Below are 17,928 nucleotides of genomic sequence, written 5' to 3' on the forward strand. Positions count from 1 at the left end.
TCATTATGAAATTTAAAAACATTTTCTTCATTCTAGCATTTATTTTAATAATGCCAAATAGCTTTTCGCAAATCAGTAAAGATCAAAAGGTTTTAGCTCAAATAAGAACAGAAGGTTTTTTAAACACGCAAGCCATGTCTATGTTAGAAGAACTTACTGAAGTTTATGGTCACCGCCTAACAGGTTCTAGAGAATATTTAGCAGCTGCAAATTTTATTTCTAATAAAATGAAAAGTTTGGGTTTGGATAATGTACATTTTGAGAATTACTGCGATAATTGTCGCGGATGGAGTATGAAAAGTTTTAATGTAGAAATGACATCGCCAAATTTTATGCATATTAATGCTTATCCACTAGCAATGGCCAAAAGCAGTAATGGCATAGTTGAAGGAGAAGTAGTTCATATTGAGAGTTTTAGAAGTATGGACGCCATAAGGAAGCAATATGCAGGGAAGTTAAAAGGTAAAGTTGTGTTGTTAGGTACAGAACCTAGACAAATGCCTCTTAATGAAAAAGTGTCTAAGCGCTATAGTGAAGATGAGCTAGACAAAATGGAAGATAAATTGGTACCAAAAACAAAGCAAACACCCTTGCCAGATTTGTTTAAAGGTTGGGAAACAAGTGATGTATATGATAAAGAGTTTTTAGAATTTATAGAAGCCGAAGGTGCTTTAGCTGTCTTAAAATCGCGTTCTATTTTGTTAGGAATATTGCATCCAGATGGCACGTATTATTATCAAACAGGAGCTTTAAAACCATTACCATATTTTACCATAATGCCTGAGCATTTTGGACGATTAGCTAGAATGATAAAGCTAGGAGCGACTCCAAAAATACGATTGAATCTTGAAACTGAATTTTATAACGAACCAGGTAATAATGTCAATATTATTGGTGAAATAACTGGTGCTGATCCAAAATTAAAATCTGAAACGATATTAATTGGTGCACATTTCGATTCATGGCATTCTGGAACAGGAGCTACAGACAATGGCGCAAACAGTGTTGTACTAGTTGAAGCTTTACGTATTTTAAAAGCCATTGGTTACAAACCAAAACGTACCCTTAGAATGGGACTTTGGGGAGGCGAGGAGCAAGCCTTTTTGGGTTCTGCGGCTTATGCAAGACAACATTTTGGAGGCTTGCTAGAAAAACCTAATAATGCGTCAAAGAAAATCTCAGCGTATTTGAATTTAGACAATGGTGCAGGAGCTATTAGAGGTTTATACTTGCAAAAAAATGAAATGGCTCGTCCTGTGTTTGAAGACGTGTTTGCACCAATAGATAATTTAAGTGAAGGTGCTTTAACAATTGAGAACACCTTGTCCACAGACCATGAAACGTTTGACCATTACAATATTCCAGCGTTTCAATTTATACAAGATGAACTAGCTTATGGTAATGTGACACATCATACACAATTAGATGTGTTGGAGTATGTACCAGAAGAAGATATTATGAAAAATGCAGTTATTTTAGCTTGGACTATTTATAAGTTATCTGAAAATGAAGCCATGGTGCCTAGGAAGGTGAGGGATTAAGTTATATATGTTAATAAAATAATTAAGTACAAACATATAAGGTATTGACTTTATATAATTAAAAATATAACTTCGTTTAACGTAGTGTATAAGTTATTAAAACGAACTCATACACATTAATAGTTAAACGAAACTCCAAAATCCAACCGTTCATATCCTGTTAATAAATTTGAAATTTCCTATTGTATAACAATATTTCTTAACTTATCTTTGTACACAGTTTAAAACAATAGACCACAATTATGTTTGAATTTGACCAATATTTAGGATTTTTAGCTTTTTTAACCATTTTAACCATAGGTTTCTGGTTAATGATTTTTTTAATAACCTTTGTAGTGCCTTACTGGATTGGAGGTTCGTTAATAGAGCGACTTAGAGAAATTAAAGCTGAAAAGAAAGCAAAACGCGACGCATTAACACAATAAATTTGTGTTTTATCATATAAAAAAAGGAAGCCAATTGGCTTCCTTTTTTAGTTTATATATTATTCTATCATATTAGAACATCATTTCCTCGTCACCACCCATATCTTCTCGACTTTGTCGTTGACGCTGCTTTTTCTGGTTGAATCTATAAGTGAATGATAGGTTAAAACTACGTTGTCTCCATCTAAATTCTCCATAGCTCTCATAAGTATCAGTAAACGTTTCTGATTGACGCATACTTGTGTTAAACAAATCACTTACTCTTGCAGAAATAGACCCATTACCTTTAAATACATCTTTGCTAAAGGCCATATTGGTTGAAATGACTCCTTTGCTTTTAGACTGTGCTCCTTCACTTGGGCCTCTATACGATACTGTAGTTTGCCAATCAATCTTGGCTGGTAATGTATATTTATTACTTAAACGTGCTCTATAACTAACGTTTTCATTATCAAAGTTTATCCCATTAAATTCACCTCTGTCAATAGATTTAAAGAAGTTAAAATCACCATTAATACGCCATGCTCTACTTGGACTATAGGTTAAGTTAAATTCATAACCATAACGATCATTAGTCGACAAGTTTATAGGTGATCGTTGTATTACTGGAACTTCTTGTCCATTTACTGTGGCAGTTTCTCCACTATCAAAGCTAATAAAGTTCCAAGAATTTGTTGAATGCGTATGATAAATAGATGTACTTAACACAAATTTGCCAAAGCGGTTTAAATATCCTAAGTCATAAGTTCCAGAGTAAGTTGGGTCTAAATCTGGGTTACCAGAAAAAATACTTGTAACACTAGATCTAGAAGGGAAAGGGTTAATCATTCGTGAGCGTGGACGACGTAAACGTCTGCTATATCCTAGAGTGATATTTTCGGTTTCGCTTATTTCATAATTTAAATTAACTGTAGGAAATAAACCTGTATAATTCTTCTTAATATAATCACCACTTGTTGGTTGATCTATGGTAATTCTTGTGTTTTCCATACGCAAACCTAATAAGAAAGAGAACTTATTAAATTTTGTACCATACTGAGTATAAAGTGCATTAATATCTTCTTTAAAATTTAAAACATTTGAAAGGTTTGTGTCGATTTCAAAATTGTTGGTCATGTCATTTAATATCTCAACGGTGTAGTCTGTAATATTGTCTTTAAAACTACCACGATATCCTAACTCAAATTGTGTGTTTTCTCCAATAGGAAGCACATAGTCAGATTGTAATAGTATGCGTTCTTCTTCTTGAAGTGTAGTTACAATTTCAGAGTTAAGGTTATCTACAATAACATTTGATTCTTGGTCTTCATTGGTGTCTTCAAATTGAAATTCTAAAGTGAATTTAGCATCATTTTCAAAGTCTTTAGTGAAGTTTGAGCTAAATTGAACAGTTTTGTTATCCTGAAACTGTGGATCTAGACGTGAACTTTCACCAGTTAAATTGCGATTACTGTCGTATTGAAAAATCTCATTAAGTGTTGTACTCTCATTATTACTATCTCTATATACAATTGAATTAGTTAATGAAGCTGAGTCATTTATATACCATTCTACTCCAAAATTAGTATTAATACCTTTTCTAATACGCTCAGTGTCTCTAAACTCATCTACAAAGCTATTTGTACTATAATATTCCGTTAAAGACAAAGAGTTTCCAGGAGAATTACTATATCTATATCCAGACGTATTAAAAATATTAATATTTCCAGTTCGGTAATTTATATTTCCGTTGATTCCATAAGAATCAGGATGGCCACCATTTAGTGTTATTGCTCCATTTAATCCTTGTAATTTACTACGACGTAAGATGATATTTAGAATCCCTGCAGTTCCTTCAGATTCGTATCGAGCAGAAGGTGATGTAATAACCTCCACTTTTTCAATAGATTCAGCTGGCAATTGACGTAAAGCATCAGTTGAGTTTAATCCTACAAGACCTGATGGTTTTCCGTTGATTAAAATTTGAACATTATCGTTACCTCTTAGAGCCACATTTCCTTCAACATCTACCGAAACCGATGGAACGTTATCTAATACATCACTAACAGTTCCTCCGCTTACTGTGAGGTCTTTACCAACATTGTAGATTTTTTTATCTAATCTAATTTCTACGGTTGTTTTTTCGGCAATAACTTCTACTTCGCCTAGTGACTGTGCATCGATTTCCATTTCGAAAGTCCCTAGATTAGTATCATCTAATAAACGACGATCGCCTAAGGTTATCTTTTTAAATGAAATGTATTCTATAGATACATCATATATTCCGGCTGGGACAGGAATATTAAAGTTTCCTTTAACATCTGTAATGCCGCCTGTAACAATTTTATTTTGTTGCTTGCTAAAAAATGCAACTGTGGCATATTCCAAAGGCTCTTTTGTTTCTTTGTCGATAATTTTACCAGTTATTTTTACATCTTTTAACACATTTGAAGGACTTGGTCCTTGCTGTGCAACTAAATTATTTACGAATAGTCCTATAAAAAGGATGGTTAGGGTTAGTTTGTTCATGTTGTTCTTGTGTGATTTTTGCAATTTAGACCGCAAAAATAGAAGAGGGTTTAACCTAGTTTGGTTAAACTTATGTTAAAAGAAATCAACACTTTGTTAATTAATCACAAACAAAAATTAAACAAAATTAAAGAATATCTAGAATACTTTCTGGAGGACGACCAATAACGGCCTTGTTGCCATTAATAACAATAGGCCTTTCAATGAGTTTTGGGTTACTAGCCATTGCATCAATAATTTCATTATCAGTTAGGTTTTTACCTTTGTAGTGTTTTTTCCAAATGGCTTCGTTTTTTCTAACCAAATCTATTGGCGAAATGCCTAAAAGCTTGATAATGCTTTTTAATTCTTCGCTTGTTGGGATGTCTTCCAAGTATTTAACCACTTGAAATTCTTTCCCTGAATCTTCTAAAATTTGTAGTCCGCAACGAGATTTACTGCATCTGTTGTTATGGTATATTTGTATCATATTATAGGTTTTTGTCTTCGGTTTTTTGCCCCATCATCATTAAATACGATTCTAAGAACGGTTCAATGTCTCCATCCATTACAGCATCTACGTTTCCAGTTTCATGATTAGAACGTACGTCTTTTACCAATTTATAAGGATGCATCACATAATTGCGTATTTGGCTTCCCCATTCAATTTTCATTTTTCCAGCCTCTATGTCGTCACGTTGAGCCATTTGCTTTTGTAGTTCAATTTCATACAATTGTGACTTTAGCATTTGAAGGGCTCTTGCACGATTATCATGCTGTGATCTTGTTTCGGAACATTGTATTTGTATTCCTGAAGGCTTGTGCAGTAGTTGAACTTTAGTTTCAACTTTATTAACGTTTTGTCCTCCAGCACCACTAGAACGAGCAGTAGTAATCTCTATATCTGCTGGATTGATATCAATTTCTATGGTATCATCTACTAAAGGATATACATACACCGAAGCAAAACTGGTATGGCGTTTTGCGTTGCTATCAAACGGAGAAATTCGTACCAGTCGATGGACGCCATTTTCGCCTTTTAGCCAACCAAAAGCATAATCGCCTTCAATTTCTAGAGTGACTGTTTTTATTCCAGCAACATCACCTTCTTGAAAGTTTAGTTCTTTAACTTTAAAACCGCTCTTTTCAGCATACATCAAATACATACGCATAAGCATACTCGCCCAATCACAAGATTCAGTACCACCAGCACCAGCGGTTATTTGTAAAACAGCACTAAGTGAGTCGCCTGGTTCTGACAGCATGTTTTTAAACTCTAATTTTTCAATAAGGTTTAGTGCTTTGTCATATCTGTTTTGGACATCTTCAGCTGAAGCTTCCTCTTCTTTAAAAAATTCGTAAATCACTTCGAGGTCTTCAATTAATGTCTTAGAAGTTTTATAATCTTCAACCCAACTTTTTTTCTCACGAATCGATTTCATAACGATTTCGGCATGCTTTGAGTCGTTCCAGAAATTAGGATCAAACGTTTGTTCTTCTTCGTTTTGAATTTCTATAAGTTTGGCATCAATGTCAAAGATAGTGCCTTAGTTTGTCAAGGCGTGTATTAAGATTTTTTATTTGATCGGATGTAATCATGATTCAATTTTCAACAAAAATAGGATTATTAAATCGTGTTAAAAATTAATATTGAAAAATTTATTTGCAGCATAGAAATTCATTTTTTGATGCTTTTTTCTCATAATTAATTTATGTAGATTTATAATCTATTTTTTAAAACATACTTTTTTACGCAACCAACAACTTCAAAATAATGAAAAAACTCATTTTATTCACAGTAATTGCCTTAACTACGACATTTACTTATGCTCAAGAAAAATCCGATAAAGCATTAAAAAATTATAAAGGATATTTTAATTTCTCTTATGACGAATCTCAAGACAAAATTTTATTGGACGTTAAAGATTTAGATAAAGAGTTTTTGTATGTAAGTTCGTTATCTAGTGGTATTGGATCTAACGATATAGGTTTAGATAGAGGTCAATTAGGAGGTGAGCGTGTTGTGAAATTTATTAAAACAGGTAATAAATTATTGCTTGTACAACCAAATCAAGATTATAGAGCTCTTACCGATAACGCACTAGAACGTGCAAGTATTGAACAAGCTTTTGCAAAATCAGTACTTTTTGGGTTTCCAATTAAAGAAGAAAACAAAGGCGTATATACTATCGATTTGACACCTTTTTTAATGCAAGATACCCATGGGGTTTCTAATAGATTAAGAGGTTCTCGTGAAGGCTCTTATAGCCTTGATAAAAGTAAAAGTGCTATGTGGTTGCCGCGAACAAAGGCATTTCCAAAAAACATAGAATTTGATGTATTACTGACTTTTAAAGGACAGCCAACAGGGCGTAACTTAAGAAGTGTGACACCTACAGCCTCGTTAGTAACTGTTAATCAGCATCACTCATTTGTAGAATTGCCAGATAATAATTACCAACCGCGAGAGTTTGACCCAAGAAGTGGAGCTATTTCAATGTCTTATATGGATTATTCAACTCCAGTCCAAGAACAAATTAGAAAGCGTTTTGTTGTTCGCCATCGATTACAAAAAAAGAATCCTGGAGCTGCAAAAAGTGAAGTTGTTGAACCAATTATTTATTATTTAGACAATGGAACACCTGAGCCTATTCGCTCAGCTTTATTGGATGGTGCTAAATGGTGGAATCAAGCCTATGAAGCAGCAGGTTTTATTAATGCATTTCAAGTAAAAATGTTACCAGATGATGCAGATCCTATGGATTGTAGATATAACGTGATTCAATGGGTACACCGTTCAACTAGAGGTTGGAGTTATGGAGGTAGCGTAACAGATCCAAGAACGGGTGAAATTATTAAAGGACACGTTAGTTTAGGCAGCTTAAGAGTACGTCAGGATTTCTTGATTGCACAAGCTTTAATGAATAAGCCTTTTGCAGAACGTGATGACAACTACAAACCAATGTTGGATATGGCTTTGGCAAGAATTAGACAATTAAGCGCTCATGAAGTTGGACATACTATTGGATTTGCACATAACTTTGCAGCAAGTACTAACGGTAGAGCATCAGTAATGGATTACCCTCATCCAACAATCACTTTAAAAAATGGTGAAGTAGATCTAAGCAATGCGTATGCCGTTGGTATTGGAGATTGGGATAAAGTCACAGTTGCATACAGTTATGCTGAATTCGACAAAGGAGTAAACGAGAGAGAAGAGCTTAATAAAATTTTAGACAAAGCAAAAAACGATGGACTTCGTTTTATAACTGATAGTGATGCAAGAGCACAAGGTGGCGCACATGCCTTAGCACATCTTTGGGACAATGGAAAAACTGCAACAGAAGAATTAATAAATGTGTTAATGGTAAGAGAAAAAGCAATTACTAATTTTTCAGTAGATAATATTCGTACTAACGAACCATATTCTATGTTAGAAGATGTATTTGTGCCTTTGTATTTCTTTCATCGATACCAAACTGAAGCAGCATCAAAAGTGATTGGAGGCTTAGATTATAACTATGCTATAAAAGGAGATGGGCAGTTTACATCGAAGACAATTGATCCAATAACTCAAAAACAGGCTTTAAATGCAATTTTAACAACAATTAATGCTTCAACCTTAGCTATTCCGAAGAACAAATTAGAATTGTTTCCACCAAGAGCCATGGGCTATGGAAGAAGTAGAGAGTCTTTTAAAGGAAAAACAGGTGTAGCCTTTGATCCTTTAAGTGCTGCATCTACGGCTAGTGATATGACACTTCGTTTTTTATTGCATCCGCAACGTGCTAATAGAATGATTCAACAGAAAAGTTTAGATAGTAAACAATTAGGTCTTGAGGAAATGTTAAATACGCTTATTAAAAACACGTTTGATAAAACACATAAAGATGCTTATTTAGCTGAAGTTCAGCAGATGATTAATTTAAACGTATTAAAGTATTTAATGAATCTTGCTGCAAGTGACCAATCATTTTTTCAAGTAAAAGCCATAGCAAATAAAGCGATTAGAGATATAGCGATGAAATCTATAAGTTTTAACGATGCTTATAAAATGCAATATACCATGATTATGACACAGTTTACTGAAAATCCAAAAGAATTTAAATTACCTCCAGCTCCAGGAATTCCTGATGGTTCTCCAATAGGTAGTGATATGTGTAATTACAACCCAAATTAAGATATGTGTCAGGTTGAGCGCAGTCGAAACCTTTTCAAAATAAGTTTTTAACTAAAAAGATTTCCACTTTCGTGGGAAATGAATATGATTATAGATTTAAGAAGCGATACTGTCACCAAACCAACTAAAGGCATGTTAGATGCTATGTTATCGGCGCAAGTTGGTGACGATGTCTATAAAGAAGACCCAACTGTTAATGCATTAGAAGAACGTATTGCAAAAATGTTTGGGAAGAAAACCGCATTATTTTTTCCAACCGGAAGTATGGCTAACCAAGCGGCGATTAAGTTGCATACCAATCCTGGGGAACAAGTAATATGCGATAAGTATGCGCATGTATATAATTACGAAGGTGGAGGTGCATCTTTTAATAGTGGTGTGTCTTGTAAACTTATTGATGGACACAGAGGTATGTTTACTGCGAGTCAAGTTGTAGAATCTATCAATCCACCAGATTTTTACCATAGCCCTTTAACAAGTTTAGTGGCTGTTGAAAATACAACTAACAAAGGTGGTGGAGCCTGTTGGGATTTTGATGAAATCAAAAACATAAGAACGGTTTGTGATAACCATAACTTAGGATACCATCTAGATGGCGCTCGATTATGGAATGCTTTAGTCACCAAAAAAGAAACTGCAAAGCAATACGGAGAAGTGTTCGATACTATTTCGGTGTGTTTAAGCAAAGGTTTGGGTTGTCCAATTGGCTCAGTATTAGTTGGTGATGATGACCTCATGAAAGGCGCTATTAGAATTAGAAAGATATTTGGTGGAGGTATGCGTCAAGTAGGATATTTAGCAGCAGCTGGATTATATGCTTTGGATAATAATATTGAAAGATTAGCTGAAGACCATAAAAAAGCTAAAGAGATAGGTGAGGTATTAAGTACTCTTTCTGCTGTAAAGATTGTTGAACCTATTGAAACTAATATTATCATTTTTGAATTGCATCCTAGTATTAGCGAAACTGACTTTGTTCAAAAATTAACTGATAATAATATTCATATTATAGGAATGGGAGGCGGAAAGCTACGAATGGTAACCCATTTAGATTATACTGATGCGATGCATGAGAAGTTGTTAAAGACTCTCAAAGATTTATAAAACAACCCTTCTAATGAAACTTTCAACAAAATATCCCGGAGAATATTTTAATCATTGGATTGCTATGTTTGCAACGAATAATTCAGAATTAAACGAGGCTATTATTAAAGATCATATTGAAATGTATAAAAGCTTCGAAGGAGAAGAAGAGTTTACTGAACTAAAACTAGAGATTAAAGATATTATTGATAATGGTGATTTACACAAATTTGTTAAAGTTGCCAAAAACTATGGGTTAAAAAAAGTTAGGAACAAAGATTTAATGGTTATGGTAGAGTTAATAACTTCCCAATGAGAATATTTAGCATCTTTTAAATTTCGTATCTTCAAATAAACTGTAACACTAGTTTATGCGAAATATCTTCTATCTATTTTGTGTCATTGGCTTACTTGTGAGTTGTAACTATAGAGACTCAAAAAAATACGTTTGGCACTCTCGTGAAGTGACAGCAACTGCCTATAACTCCTTAGCATATCAAACAAGCGAGCAACCAAATATTACTGCTTTTGGAGATTCTTTAAAACCAGGAATGAAATGTATAGCTGTGTCTAGAGATTTATTGGCTTTAGGCTTAAAGCACAATACGCTAATTACTATTGAGGGATTAGAAGGTATTTACCTCGTTAAAGACAAAATGAATAGACGTTGGCAAAACCGTATTGATATTTATATGGGAAATGATGTAAAAGCTGCTAGAGAATGGGGACGTAAAAAACTAACAATAAAGTATCGCCTAGAAGTAAAAGATTCTATTTAAACATATTATCCATTCCAGGAATATTTGGCATACCTTCTTTGGCAACTGCAGCTACTTCTGCTTCATGTACATTACCAGCTTTTTCAATCGCTTTGTTTATCGTTAAAATCAAGTAATCTTCCAATTGTTCCTTATCTTCAAGAAGTTGTTCGTCAATTTCAATAGATTTAATGACTCTATTTCCAGTAAGGGTTACTTTTAATAAACCATCAGAACTAGACTCGTCTATATAAACCGTTTTTAATCGTTCTTTAGTAGCTTCAACTTTAGCTTGGGTTTCTTTAAGTTTTCCCATCATTCCCATTAAATCTCCAAACATAATTTTTAGTTTTTGGTTTCTAGTACAAAACTATTTAATTTTTCTATTTTTGAACGCTAAAGAATGCTTAAAATTCATCTTCTTGAAAAAAAATAATGTTCCTCCAATCGCTAAACAAATCCCTAAGGAATTGGTAGCCCATAATGATGTTAGAATCGATAATTACTTTTGGTTAAACGATAGAGATAACCCAGATGTTATTGATTATTTAGAGCAAGAGAATGCGTATTGTGATAGTATGATGAAACATACTGAACAATTTCAGAAGAACTTGTTTGAAGAAATGAAATCACGCATTAAGGAAGATGACGAATCTGTACCATACAAATACAATGGCTATTGGTATATCGTGAAATTTGAAACTGGTAAAAATTATCCTATTTACATCAGGCGAAAAGACACACTAGATTCTCAAGACGAATTGTTGTTTAATTGTAACGAAATGGCTGAAGGTCATTCGTATTTTAAGCTCACGGGGATTAGTATTAGTCCAGATAATTCAAAAGTCTCATTTGGTTTAGATACTGTTGGAAGACGTCAATACACAATTCATATAAAGGATTTAGAAACTAACGAGCTTTTTTCTGACAAAATAACCAATGCAACAGGTTCGTCAACTTGGGCAAATGATTGTAAAACCTTGTTTTATACCTCTAAAAATGAGCAAACTCTTCGTTCAGAAAAAGTGTTTAAGCATCATTTAGGGACAGATTCTAAAAACGACAAGCTCGTATATCATGAAAAAGATGATACTTTTAACGTGTCTGTGTATAAGTCAAAATCACGACAATACCTCATTATTGGAAGTCATAGTACACTAACCAATGAATATCAAGTGTTAAATGCTGACACACCTAATGCAAATTTTAAACTATTTCAGGAACGTATAAGAGGGTTAGAGTATAGTATTTCACATTTCGAAGAGCATTTCTACATACTAACTAATTTGGATAATGCGACTAATTTCAAACTAATGAAAACTAATGTCGTCAATACTGCCATTAAAAATTGGAAAGAAGTCATTCCACATCGAAAAGAGGTGATGCTTGAAGGAATCGACATTTTTAAGGAATTTTTAGTGATGAGCGAGCGTGAAAATGGCTTAAATAATATTAGAATTAAACGTTGGGACAATACAGATGATTATTATTTGCCTTTTGATAACGAAACTTATACTGCTTACACAAGTACTAATGTAGATTTCGATACAAGCATTTTGCGTTATGGCTATAATGCACTTACAACACCAGTTTCTATCATAGATTTTGATATGGTTAACAAAACCAAAAACATTAAAAAAGAACAAGAAGTTTTAGGTGGAAAGTTTAAAAAAGAAAACTATGTATCTGAGCGTATTTGGGCAACAGCAGGCGATGGTACAAAAATTCCAATGTCTCTAGTGCATCATAAGAGCACAACAAAGAGCAAAGCCACACCATTGTTAATGTACGCTTATGGATCCTATGGACACACAATAGACCCATACTTTTCAACGATAAGATTATCGCTCTTAGATAGAGGTTTTATATACGTGATTGCGCATATTAGAGGAAGTGAATATTTAGGAAGGCCTTGGTATGAAAACGGAAAACTGCTGTTGAAGAAAAATACTTTTACCGATTTTATTGATTGCACAAAGCATTTAATTGCAAAAAATTATTCATCACCTAGCCATTTATATGCTATGGGAGGAAGCGCAGGAGGATTGCTTATGGGAAGTATCATGAATATGGCACCAAACCTTTATAATGGTATTGTAGCACAAGTACCTTTTGTAGATGTTATAACAACAATGTTAGATGATTCCATTCCATTAACTACTGGAGAGTATGACGAATGGGGAAATCCAAATGACTTAGCATATTACAGCTATATGAAATCATATTCGCCTTATGATAATGTAAGTAAACAAAACTATCCTAATACATTGATAACAACAGGTTTGCACGACAGTCAAGTACAATATTGGGAACCAGCAAAATGGGCGGCCAAATTACGAACTCATAAAACAAATGATGCACTTTTATTGCTAAAAACGAATATGGATGCAGGGCATGGTGGCGCATCTGGACGTTTTGAATCTTTAAAAGAAGATGCGCTAGAGTTTGCATTTTTATTAGACTTAGAAGGGATTTCTGCCTAATTAAAAAAAAATTGTACTTTTGCCAAGTTGAAGAGTTGTTATTGCAACTTTAAATTACATTTATGAAACAAAGCAAAAATGTATTTGATAACGTGTTAGACCTCATTGGAAAAACACCTCTAATCAAACTTAATAAAATGACCTCAGATTTTAAAGGTGAATACTTGGCAAAAGTAGAAGCTTTTAATCCTGGTCATTCTTCCAAAGATAGAATAGCACTCTACATAATTGAAGAAGCCGAAAAAAAAGGTATTCTAAAACCAGGTGATACTATTATAGAAACTACCTCTGGAAATACTGGTTTCAGTATTGCCATGGTAAGTATCATTAAGGGGTATGATTGCATTTTAGCAGTAAGTTCTAAGTCATCTGCAGACAAAATAGATATGCTTCGCACCATGGGAGCGAAAGTGTATGTGTGTCCTGCGCACGTGAGTGCAGACGATCCACGTTCATATTATCAAGTAGCAAAACGTTTACACGAAGAAACAAAAGGATCGGTGTATATCAATCAGTATTTCAATGAACTTAATTTGCAAGCGCATTACGAGACGACTGGACCTGAAATTTGGGAGCAAACAGAAGGTAAAATAACACACTTGATTGCTTGTAGTGGAACTGGAGGTACAATTTCAGGAACGGCTAAGTATTTAAAAGAGCAAAATTCAAGTATTAAAATAATAGGTGTTGATGCTTATGGATCGGTGCTTAAAAAATACCATGAAACCCGTGAGTTAGATACAGATGAAATTTATCCATATAGAATTGAAGGCTTAGGAAAAAATTTAATTCCTACTGCTACAGATTTTGATATGATTGATAAATTTGTAAAAGTAACTGACGAAGAAAGCGCACACACAGCTCGTGAGATTGCAAGAACTGAAGGCTTATTTGTTGGCTATACAAGTGGCGCAGCAATGCAAGCGATAAAGCAGCTTAGCGAAGAAGGTGAATTCAAGAAAAATGATAAAATCGTTGTTATTTTCCCTGACCATGGATCACGATATATGAGCAAAATATACAGTGATAAATGGATGGAAGACCAAGGCTTTTTTGATAGTGAAAATGAAGCGTCAATTAAAAAGACACAATATATTAATTAACCAAAATAACTAACCATACCCACCTGTAATGCTTTTCATACAAGTATTACAGGTTTTTTTGTGGACTAAGTATTATAAACATATAGTGTATAAATTAATTATGTAGTAAAGATTAATTTGCATAATTTTGCTGCATCTAACTAAGACTAATAGCTGAATGAAGGATTTATTTGAAAAAATATATAAAGACAAGGGACCATTAGGAAAATGGGCTTCACAAGCAGAAGGTTATTTTGTATTTCCTAAGCTTGAGGGTGAGATTAGTAACAGAATGAAATTTCAAGGTAAAGAAGTTATCACTTGGAGTATCAATGACTATCTAGGATTAGCAAATCACCCTGAAGTGCGTAAAGTTGATGCCGAAGCTGGAGCTGCTTACGGTTCTGCGTATCCAATGGGAGCTAGAATGATGTCTGGTCATACCTCACTTCACGAACAATTACAAAATGAATTGGCTGCTTTTGTCAATAAAGAAGCTGCGTATTTGCTCAACTTTGGTTATCAAGGAATGGTGTCGACTATTGATGCACTTGTATCCAAAGATGATATTATTGTTTATGATGTTGATGCACATGCTTGTATTATTGATGGTGTACGTCTTCATATGGGAAAACGCTTTACTTATAAGCACAATGATGTAGAAAGTCTAGAGAAAAACCTAGAACGTGCAACTAAAATGGCAGAACAAACTGGAGGAGGAATTTTAGTAATTTCTGAAGGTGTGTTTGGAATGCGTGGAGAACAAGGGCGTTTAAAAGAAATTGCTGCGCTTAAAAAGAAATTTAATTTCAGATTATTTGTTGATGATGCACATGGTTTTGGAACTCTAGGAAAAACTGGTGCTGGAGCAGGAGAAGAGCAAGGTGTACAAGACGATATAGATGTTTATTTTGCAACTTTTGCTAAATCAATGGCAAGTACAGGAGCATTTATTGCTGCAGATAAAGAAATAATCGATTATTTAAAATATAACTTGCGTTCGCAAATGTTTGCAAAATCATTGCAAATGCAGTTGGTTGTTGGAGCATTGAAGCGTTTGGATATGCTTAGAACAATGCCAGAGCTTAAAAACAATCTTTGGACAATTGTAAATGCATTACAATCTGGACTTACAGAGCGTGGTTTTGACATTGGTACAACTCAAAGTTGTGTGACACCTGTATATTTAAAAGGTAGTATTCCAGAAGCGATGGCGTTAGTTAGGGATTTAAGAGAAAATTATGGAATCTTCTGTTCTATAGTGGTTTATCCTGTAGTACCTAAAGGAATTATTTTACTAAGAATGATACCTACAGCAACACATACTTTAGAAGATGTTGAGATAACTTTAAATGCTTTTTCAGCAATTAGAGAGCGTTTAGAAAACGGAACATATAAGCGTCTATCAGCTGCAGTTAGTGCTGCTATGGGTGAATAAAATTTTAAGAATTAATAATAAAAAGAGCCACTCATTGAGTGGCTCTTTTTATTTTATGTCTTTTACGTATGTGCATCGTTTTTTAAATACCTGCGGATTAAAATTCTTCCAAAGTTTTTGAATAGCAGTATTGTCATCAAGTTCAGGGCCTCTTATACACATTGTAATTCCCTTCTCGCTAAAAGTTTTATGAAACTCCTCAAAAATAACAGCAGTCACCCCTTTGTTTTGGTATTCCGGTAGTACACCAATAAGATAAAACGTAACAGTTTTACTATGCTTTTTTGCACGTAATAAATGTTTAAAACCAAAAGGCCATAGCTTTCCATTCATTTTTTGCAAAGCTTCAGCGTAAGATGGAGTCACTATTCCAAAACCAATAAGGTTGTCGTCTTTGTCTAAAACAAATTTTACATATTCAGGATTTAAGAAACCAATAAATTTCTTTTTAAAGTATTCTCGTTGGGCATCATTAATGTCAACAAAAGAGGATAATACCGAGTGCGACTTGGTAAACACCTCAAACATCTGATTTGTGTAAGGTAATATGTCCTTATTGCTAGTAAAATTTAAGGCTTTTAATTGATAGCGTTTTTTTACAAGCTCCTGAATTCTAGAAAAATATTCTGGTTTAATATCACTAAAAGCCATTTTATTTTCAGAATATCCTTTTCCAAAAGTCATCCCGTATGCTTCTAGGTGCTTAACATAATATGGGTGGTTCTCCCAAGTAATCATGCTGCCTATATGGTCAAAACCTTCATATACTACACCAACTTTGTCTAGGTTAGAAAATCCAATTGGACCTTCCACAAACTCTAATTTGTTAGTTTTACCAATCTCTGCTACTTTATCAAGTAGTGCGTTAGTAACATCTTGATCGTCAATGACATCAAACCAACCAAAGCGCATTTTTTTTATCTCTTGCTCTTTTACTTCAATCCAATTAATTAAAGCAGCAACACGGCCAACAATTTTTCCATCTTTGTACGCTAGAAAAAAGCGTCCGTCAGCATCTTGAAAAACTGGATTAATATTTTTATCGAATGTTCTTAGTTCTTCACTAATAATAGGAGGTACCCAAGATTTTGAGTTTTTGTAGAGCGAAAATGGAAATTTTATAAATTTCTTTAAATCCTTTTTCGAAAGTGCTTCTTTAATTTCAATCATATATCAATTTCTATTGCTCCTTATCGCTATGAAAATCTAAGCGATATGAGGCTCCAAAATTTACACTAAACACCGAAGGTGTGTCTTTGGTATTAAATGTTACTGCAGTATCTAACTGAAAATCTTTCCCAAATAAATATGCGCCTCCAAATCTAAACAAATTATCGGCATAAAAATCACTTTGAATACCCTGAGTCTCCGCAAATATCACCCATTTTGGACTAAATGAATGTGTTAAAGTTAAAATGTATTGAAAATCAGACTGTTCTGTACCAATACGCTCTTTAATAAAATTCATTACAAATACCCAACCACCAGCAAAATTGTTTTGCGTAGCAACCATCACTCTAGGACTAATACCTTCAATTCCTGGGGCAGTATAAGGATTGTCTTTTGTATCATAATGCATTCCTGCTCCAACAGCAATTGCTGGAATCAACGATTTCCACTTAAATCCTCTATTTGCATGGTAGCTATAAAGGTTTGGTTTATCTTCTCCAGCATTTCTGTTTGGGTCAAAAAACATGTATTTAGCTCCAACAACTAAGCTTTTAAAATTAGCTCTATCTTGCTCAGAGCTTAGAGATGTAAAATATGTTTGAGTATCGTTTTGGTATGTTCCTTCAATGTTCAATTCGAGCTCTTCAAAAAGTAAGCCATAGCGTACTTCGAAATCTGCTCCAAAGCCTGAGATTTCATAACGAGTAGCAGGAGTTCGTTCTTCTTTTATTAAATATGGTCCAATTTCAAATTGTGCTACATTTGTTCCAACTGAGAAAGCACTCCGTGAGACTCCAGGACGATTGGAGTTAATTACTTCGGTGTATTGTCCAAAAGAATTTATAGAAAAACTAAAGCAAACTAGTAAGAATAAATAGGTTTTTGTAGATGTCATAATCGATTTGTTATTTACCAAATATATAGATTTTATTATTTTTTTATGAACTTAAAACGGAATTTAAATTAGAAGAATTGTATTTTTGAATAAAATTTGATTCATGTTGCAGTACGCTTCACTTACTGGGTTTTTAAGAACCATTTTAATAATTCTGCTGGTTTGGTACGGAATAAAAATATTATCTAGAATATTTGCTCCTGTATTAATGCGCTATGTTGCTAAAAAAGCTGAACAGAAATTTGGAGGACAATTCAATCAATATCAACAACCTGAGCCTAAAAAAAAGAAAGAGGGCGAAATATCTATAGATAAAATGCCAAATGAGAAAACATCTTCAAATAAAAAGGTTGGCGAATACGTAGATTACGAAGAAATTGATTAAT

At 33.8% G+C, this 17,928-nt stretch carries 16 protein-coding genes; 10 read left to right on the forward strand and 6 right to left on the reverse strand.

Going from position 1 to position 17,928, the window contains the following annotated elements; all coding sequences use genetic code 11:
* Positions 1-5: 5 nt before the first annotated feature.
* Complete coding sequence (locus HB672_RS09975; protein WP_167611791.1) at positions 6-1,541, forward strand: M28 family peptidase; 1,536 nt, start codon at positions 6-8, stop codon at positions 1,539-1,541.
* A 242-nt stretch (positions 1,542-1,783) separates the two neighbouring features.
* Positions 1,784-1,966 carry a hypothetical protein gene (locus HB672_RS09980; protein ID WP_167611794.1) on the forward strand — a complete coding sequence of 61 codons (183 nt, stop codon included), beginning with the start codon at positions 1,784-1,786 and terminating at the stop codon, positions 1,964-1,966.
* 72 nt (positions 1,967-2,038) lie between these two features.
* Here the strand turns inward: HB672_RS09980 and HB672_RS09985 are convergent, their stop codons facing one another.
* From HB672_RS09985 to prfB, 3 genes are all read right to left on the reverse strand, one after another.
* A complete protein-coding gene (locus HB672_RS09985) occupies positions 2,039-4,474 on the reverse strand; it encodes a TonB-dependent receptor (protein ID WP_167611797.1) in 2,436 nt (811 codons plus the stop codon).
* Positions 4,475-4,601: 127 nt separating this feature from the next.
* Positions 4,602-4,943 (reverse strand): arsenate reductase (glutaredoxin), encoded by a 342-nt coding sequence (arsC, locus tag HB672_RS09990; protein ID WP_167611803.1) that lies wholly within the window; start codon positions 4,941-4,943, stop codon positions 4,602-4,604.
* A gap of 1 nt (position 4,944) precedes the next feature.
* A protein-coding gene (gene prfB, locus HB672_RS09995; RefSeq protein ID WP_167611806.1) for a peptide chain release factor 2 occupies positions 4,945-6,052 on the reverse strand; the annotation gives its coding sequence in 2 pieces (ribosomal slippage) (positions 4,945-5,988 and positions 5,990-6,052; 1,107 coding nt in all).
* 175 nt (positions 6,053-6,227) lie between these two features.
* Here prfB and HB672_RS10000 point away from each other — a divergent pair.
* The 4 genes from HB672_RS10000 to HB672_RS10015 all read left to right on the forward strand — a co-directional run bounded on the left by HB672_RS10000 (position 6,228) and on the right by HB672_RS10015 (position 10,495).
* Complete coding sequence (locus HB672_RS10000) at positions 6,228-8,633, forward strand: zinc-dependent metalloprotease (RefSeq protein ID WP_167611809.1); 2,406 nt, start codon at positions 6,228-6,230, stop codon at positions 8,631-8,633.
* 84 nt (positions 8,634-8,717) lie between these two features.
* On the forward strand, positions 8,718-9,737 hold the full coding sequence (locus tag HB672_RS10005) for a GntG family PLP-dependent aldolase (protein WP_167769583.1): 1,020 nt from the start codon (positions 8,718-8,720) through the stop codon (positions 9,735-9,737).
* Positions 9,738-9,750: 13 nt separating this feature from the next.
* Positions 9,751-10,032, forward strand: coding sequence for a hypothetical protein (locus tag HB672_RS10010; protein WP_167611812.1), 282 nt, complete (start codon positions 9,751-9,753; stop codon positions 10,030-10,032).
* Between the two features lie 55 nt (positions 10,033-10,087).
* Positions 10,088-10,495 carry a 3D domain-containing protein gene (locus HB672_RS10015; RefSeq protein ID WP_208864204.1) on the forward strand — a complete coding sequence of 136 codons (408 nt, stop codon included), beginning with the start codon at positions 10,088-10,090 and terminating at the stop codon, positions 10,493-10,495.
* Here the strand turns inward: HB672_RS10015 and HB672_RS10020 are convergent.
* Positions 10,488-10,814 (reverse strand): YbaB/EbfC family nucleoid-associated protein, encoded by a 327-nt coding sequence (locus tag HB672_RS10020; protein WP_167611815.1) that lies wholly within the window; start codon positions 10,812-10,814, stop codon positions 10,488-10,490. The two genes, HB672_RS10015 and HB672_RS10020, sit on opposite strands and share 8 nt — an antisense overlap.
* A gap of 76 nt (positions 10,815-10,890) precedes the next feature.
* Between HB672_RS10020 and HB672_RS10025 the strand changes: the two genes are divergently transcribed.
* From HB672_RS10025 to HB672_RS10035, 3 genes are all read left to right on the forward strand, one after another.
* Positions 10,891-12,957, forward strand: a complete 2,067-nt coding sequence (locus HB672_RS10025) for a S9 family peptidase (RefSeq protein WP_348272556.1) — start codon at positions 10,891-10,893, stop codon at positions 12,955-12,957.
* 62 nt (positions 12,958-13,019) lie between these two features.
* Entirely contained in the window at positions 13,020-14,060 is a 1,041-nt protein-coding gene (locus tag HB672_RS10030) for a pyridoxal-phosphate dependent enzyme (protein ID WP_167611818.1), read from the forward strand.
* Between the two features lie 157 nt (positions 14,061-14,217).
* Positions 14,218-15,477, forward strand: coding sequence for an aminotransferase class I/II-fold pyridoxal phosphate-dependent enzyme (locus HB672_RS10035; RefSeq protein ID WP_167611821.1), 1,260 nt, complete (start codon positions 14,218-14,220; stop codon positions 15,475-15,477).
* 48 nt (positions 15,478-15,525) lie between these two features.
* On the opposite strand, the gene HB672_RS10040 is transcribed toward HB672_RS10035, so the two are convergent.
* On the reverse strand, positions 15,526-16,647 hold the full coding sequence (locus tag HB672_RS10040) for a GTP cyclohydrolase (RefSeq protein WP_167611824.1): 1,122 nt from the start codon (positions 16,645-16,647) through the stop codon (positions 15,526-15,528).
* A gap of 10 nt (positions 16,648-16,657) precedes the next feature.
* A complete protein-coding gene (locus HB672_RS10045; RefSeq protein ID WP_167611827.1) occupies positions 16,658-17,542 on the reverse strand; it encodes a transporter in 885 nt (294 codons plus the stop codon).
* Between the two features lie 103 nt (positions 17,543-17,645).
* On the opposite strand from HB672_RS10045, the gene HB672_RS10050 reads away from it, so the two are divergent.
* Entirely contained in the window at positions 17,646-17,927 is a 282-nt protein-coding gene (locus HB672_RS10050) for a DUF4834 family protein (protein ID WP_167611830.1), read from the forward strand.
* The last annotated feature ends 1 nt before the right edge of the window (position 17,928 follow it).

Origin of the sequence: Gaetbulibacter sp. S0825, assembly GCF_011777505.1 — a bacterium.
Classification (GTDB): Bacteria; Bacteroidota; Bacteroidia; order Flavobacteriales; family Flavobacteriaceae; genus Pontimicrobium.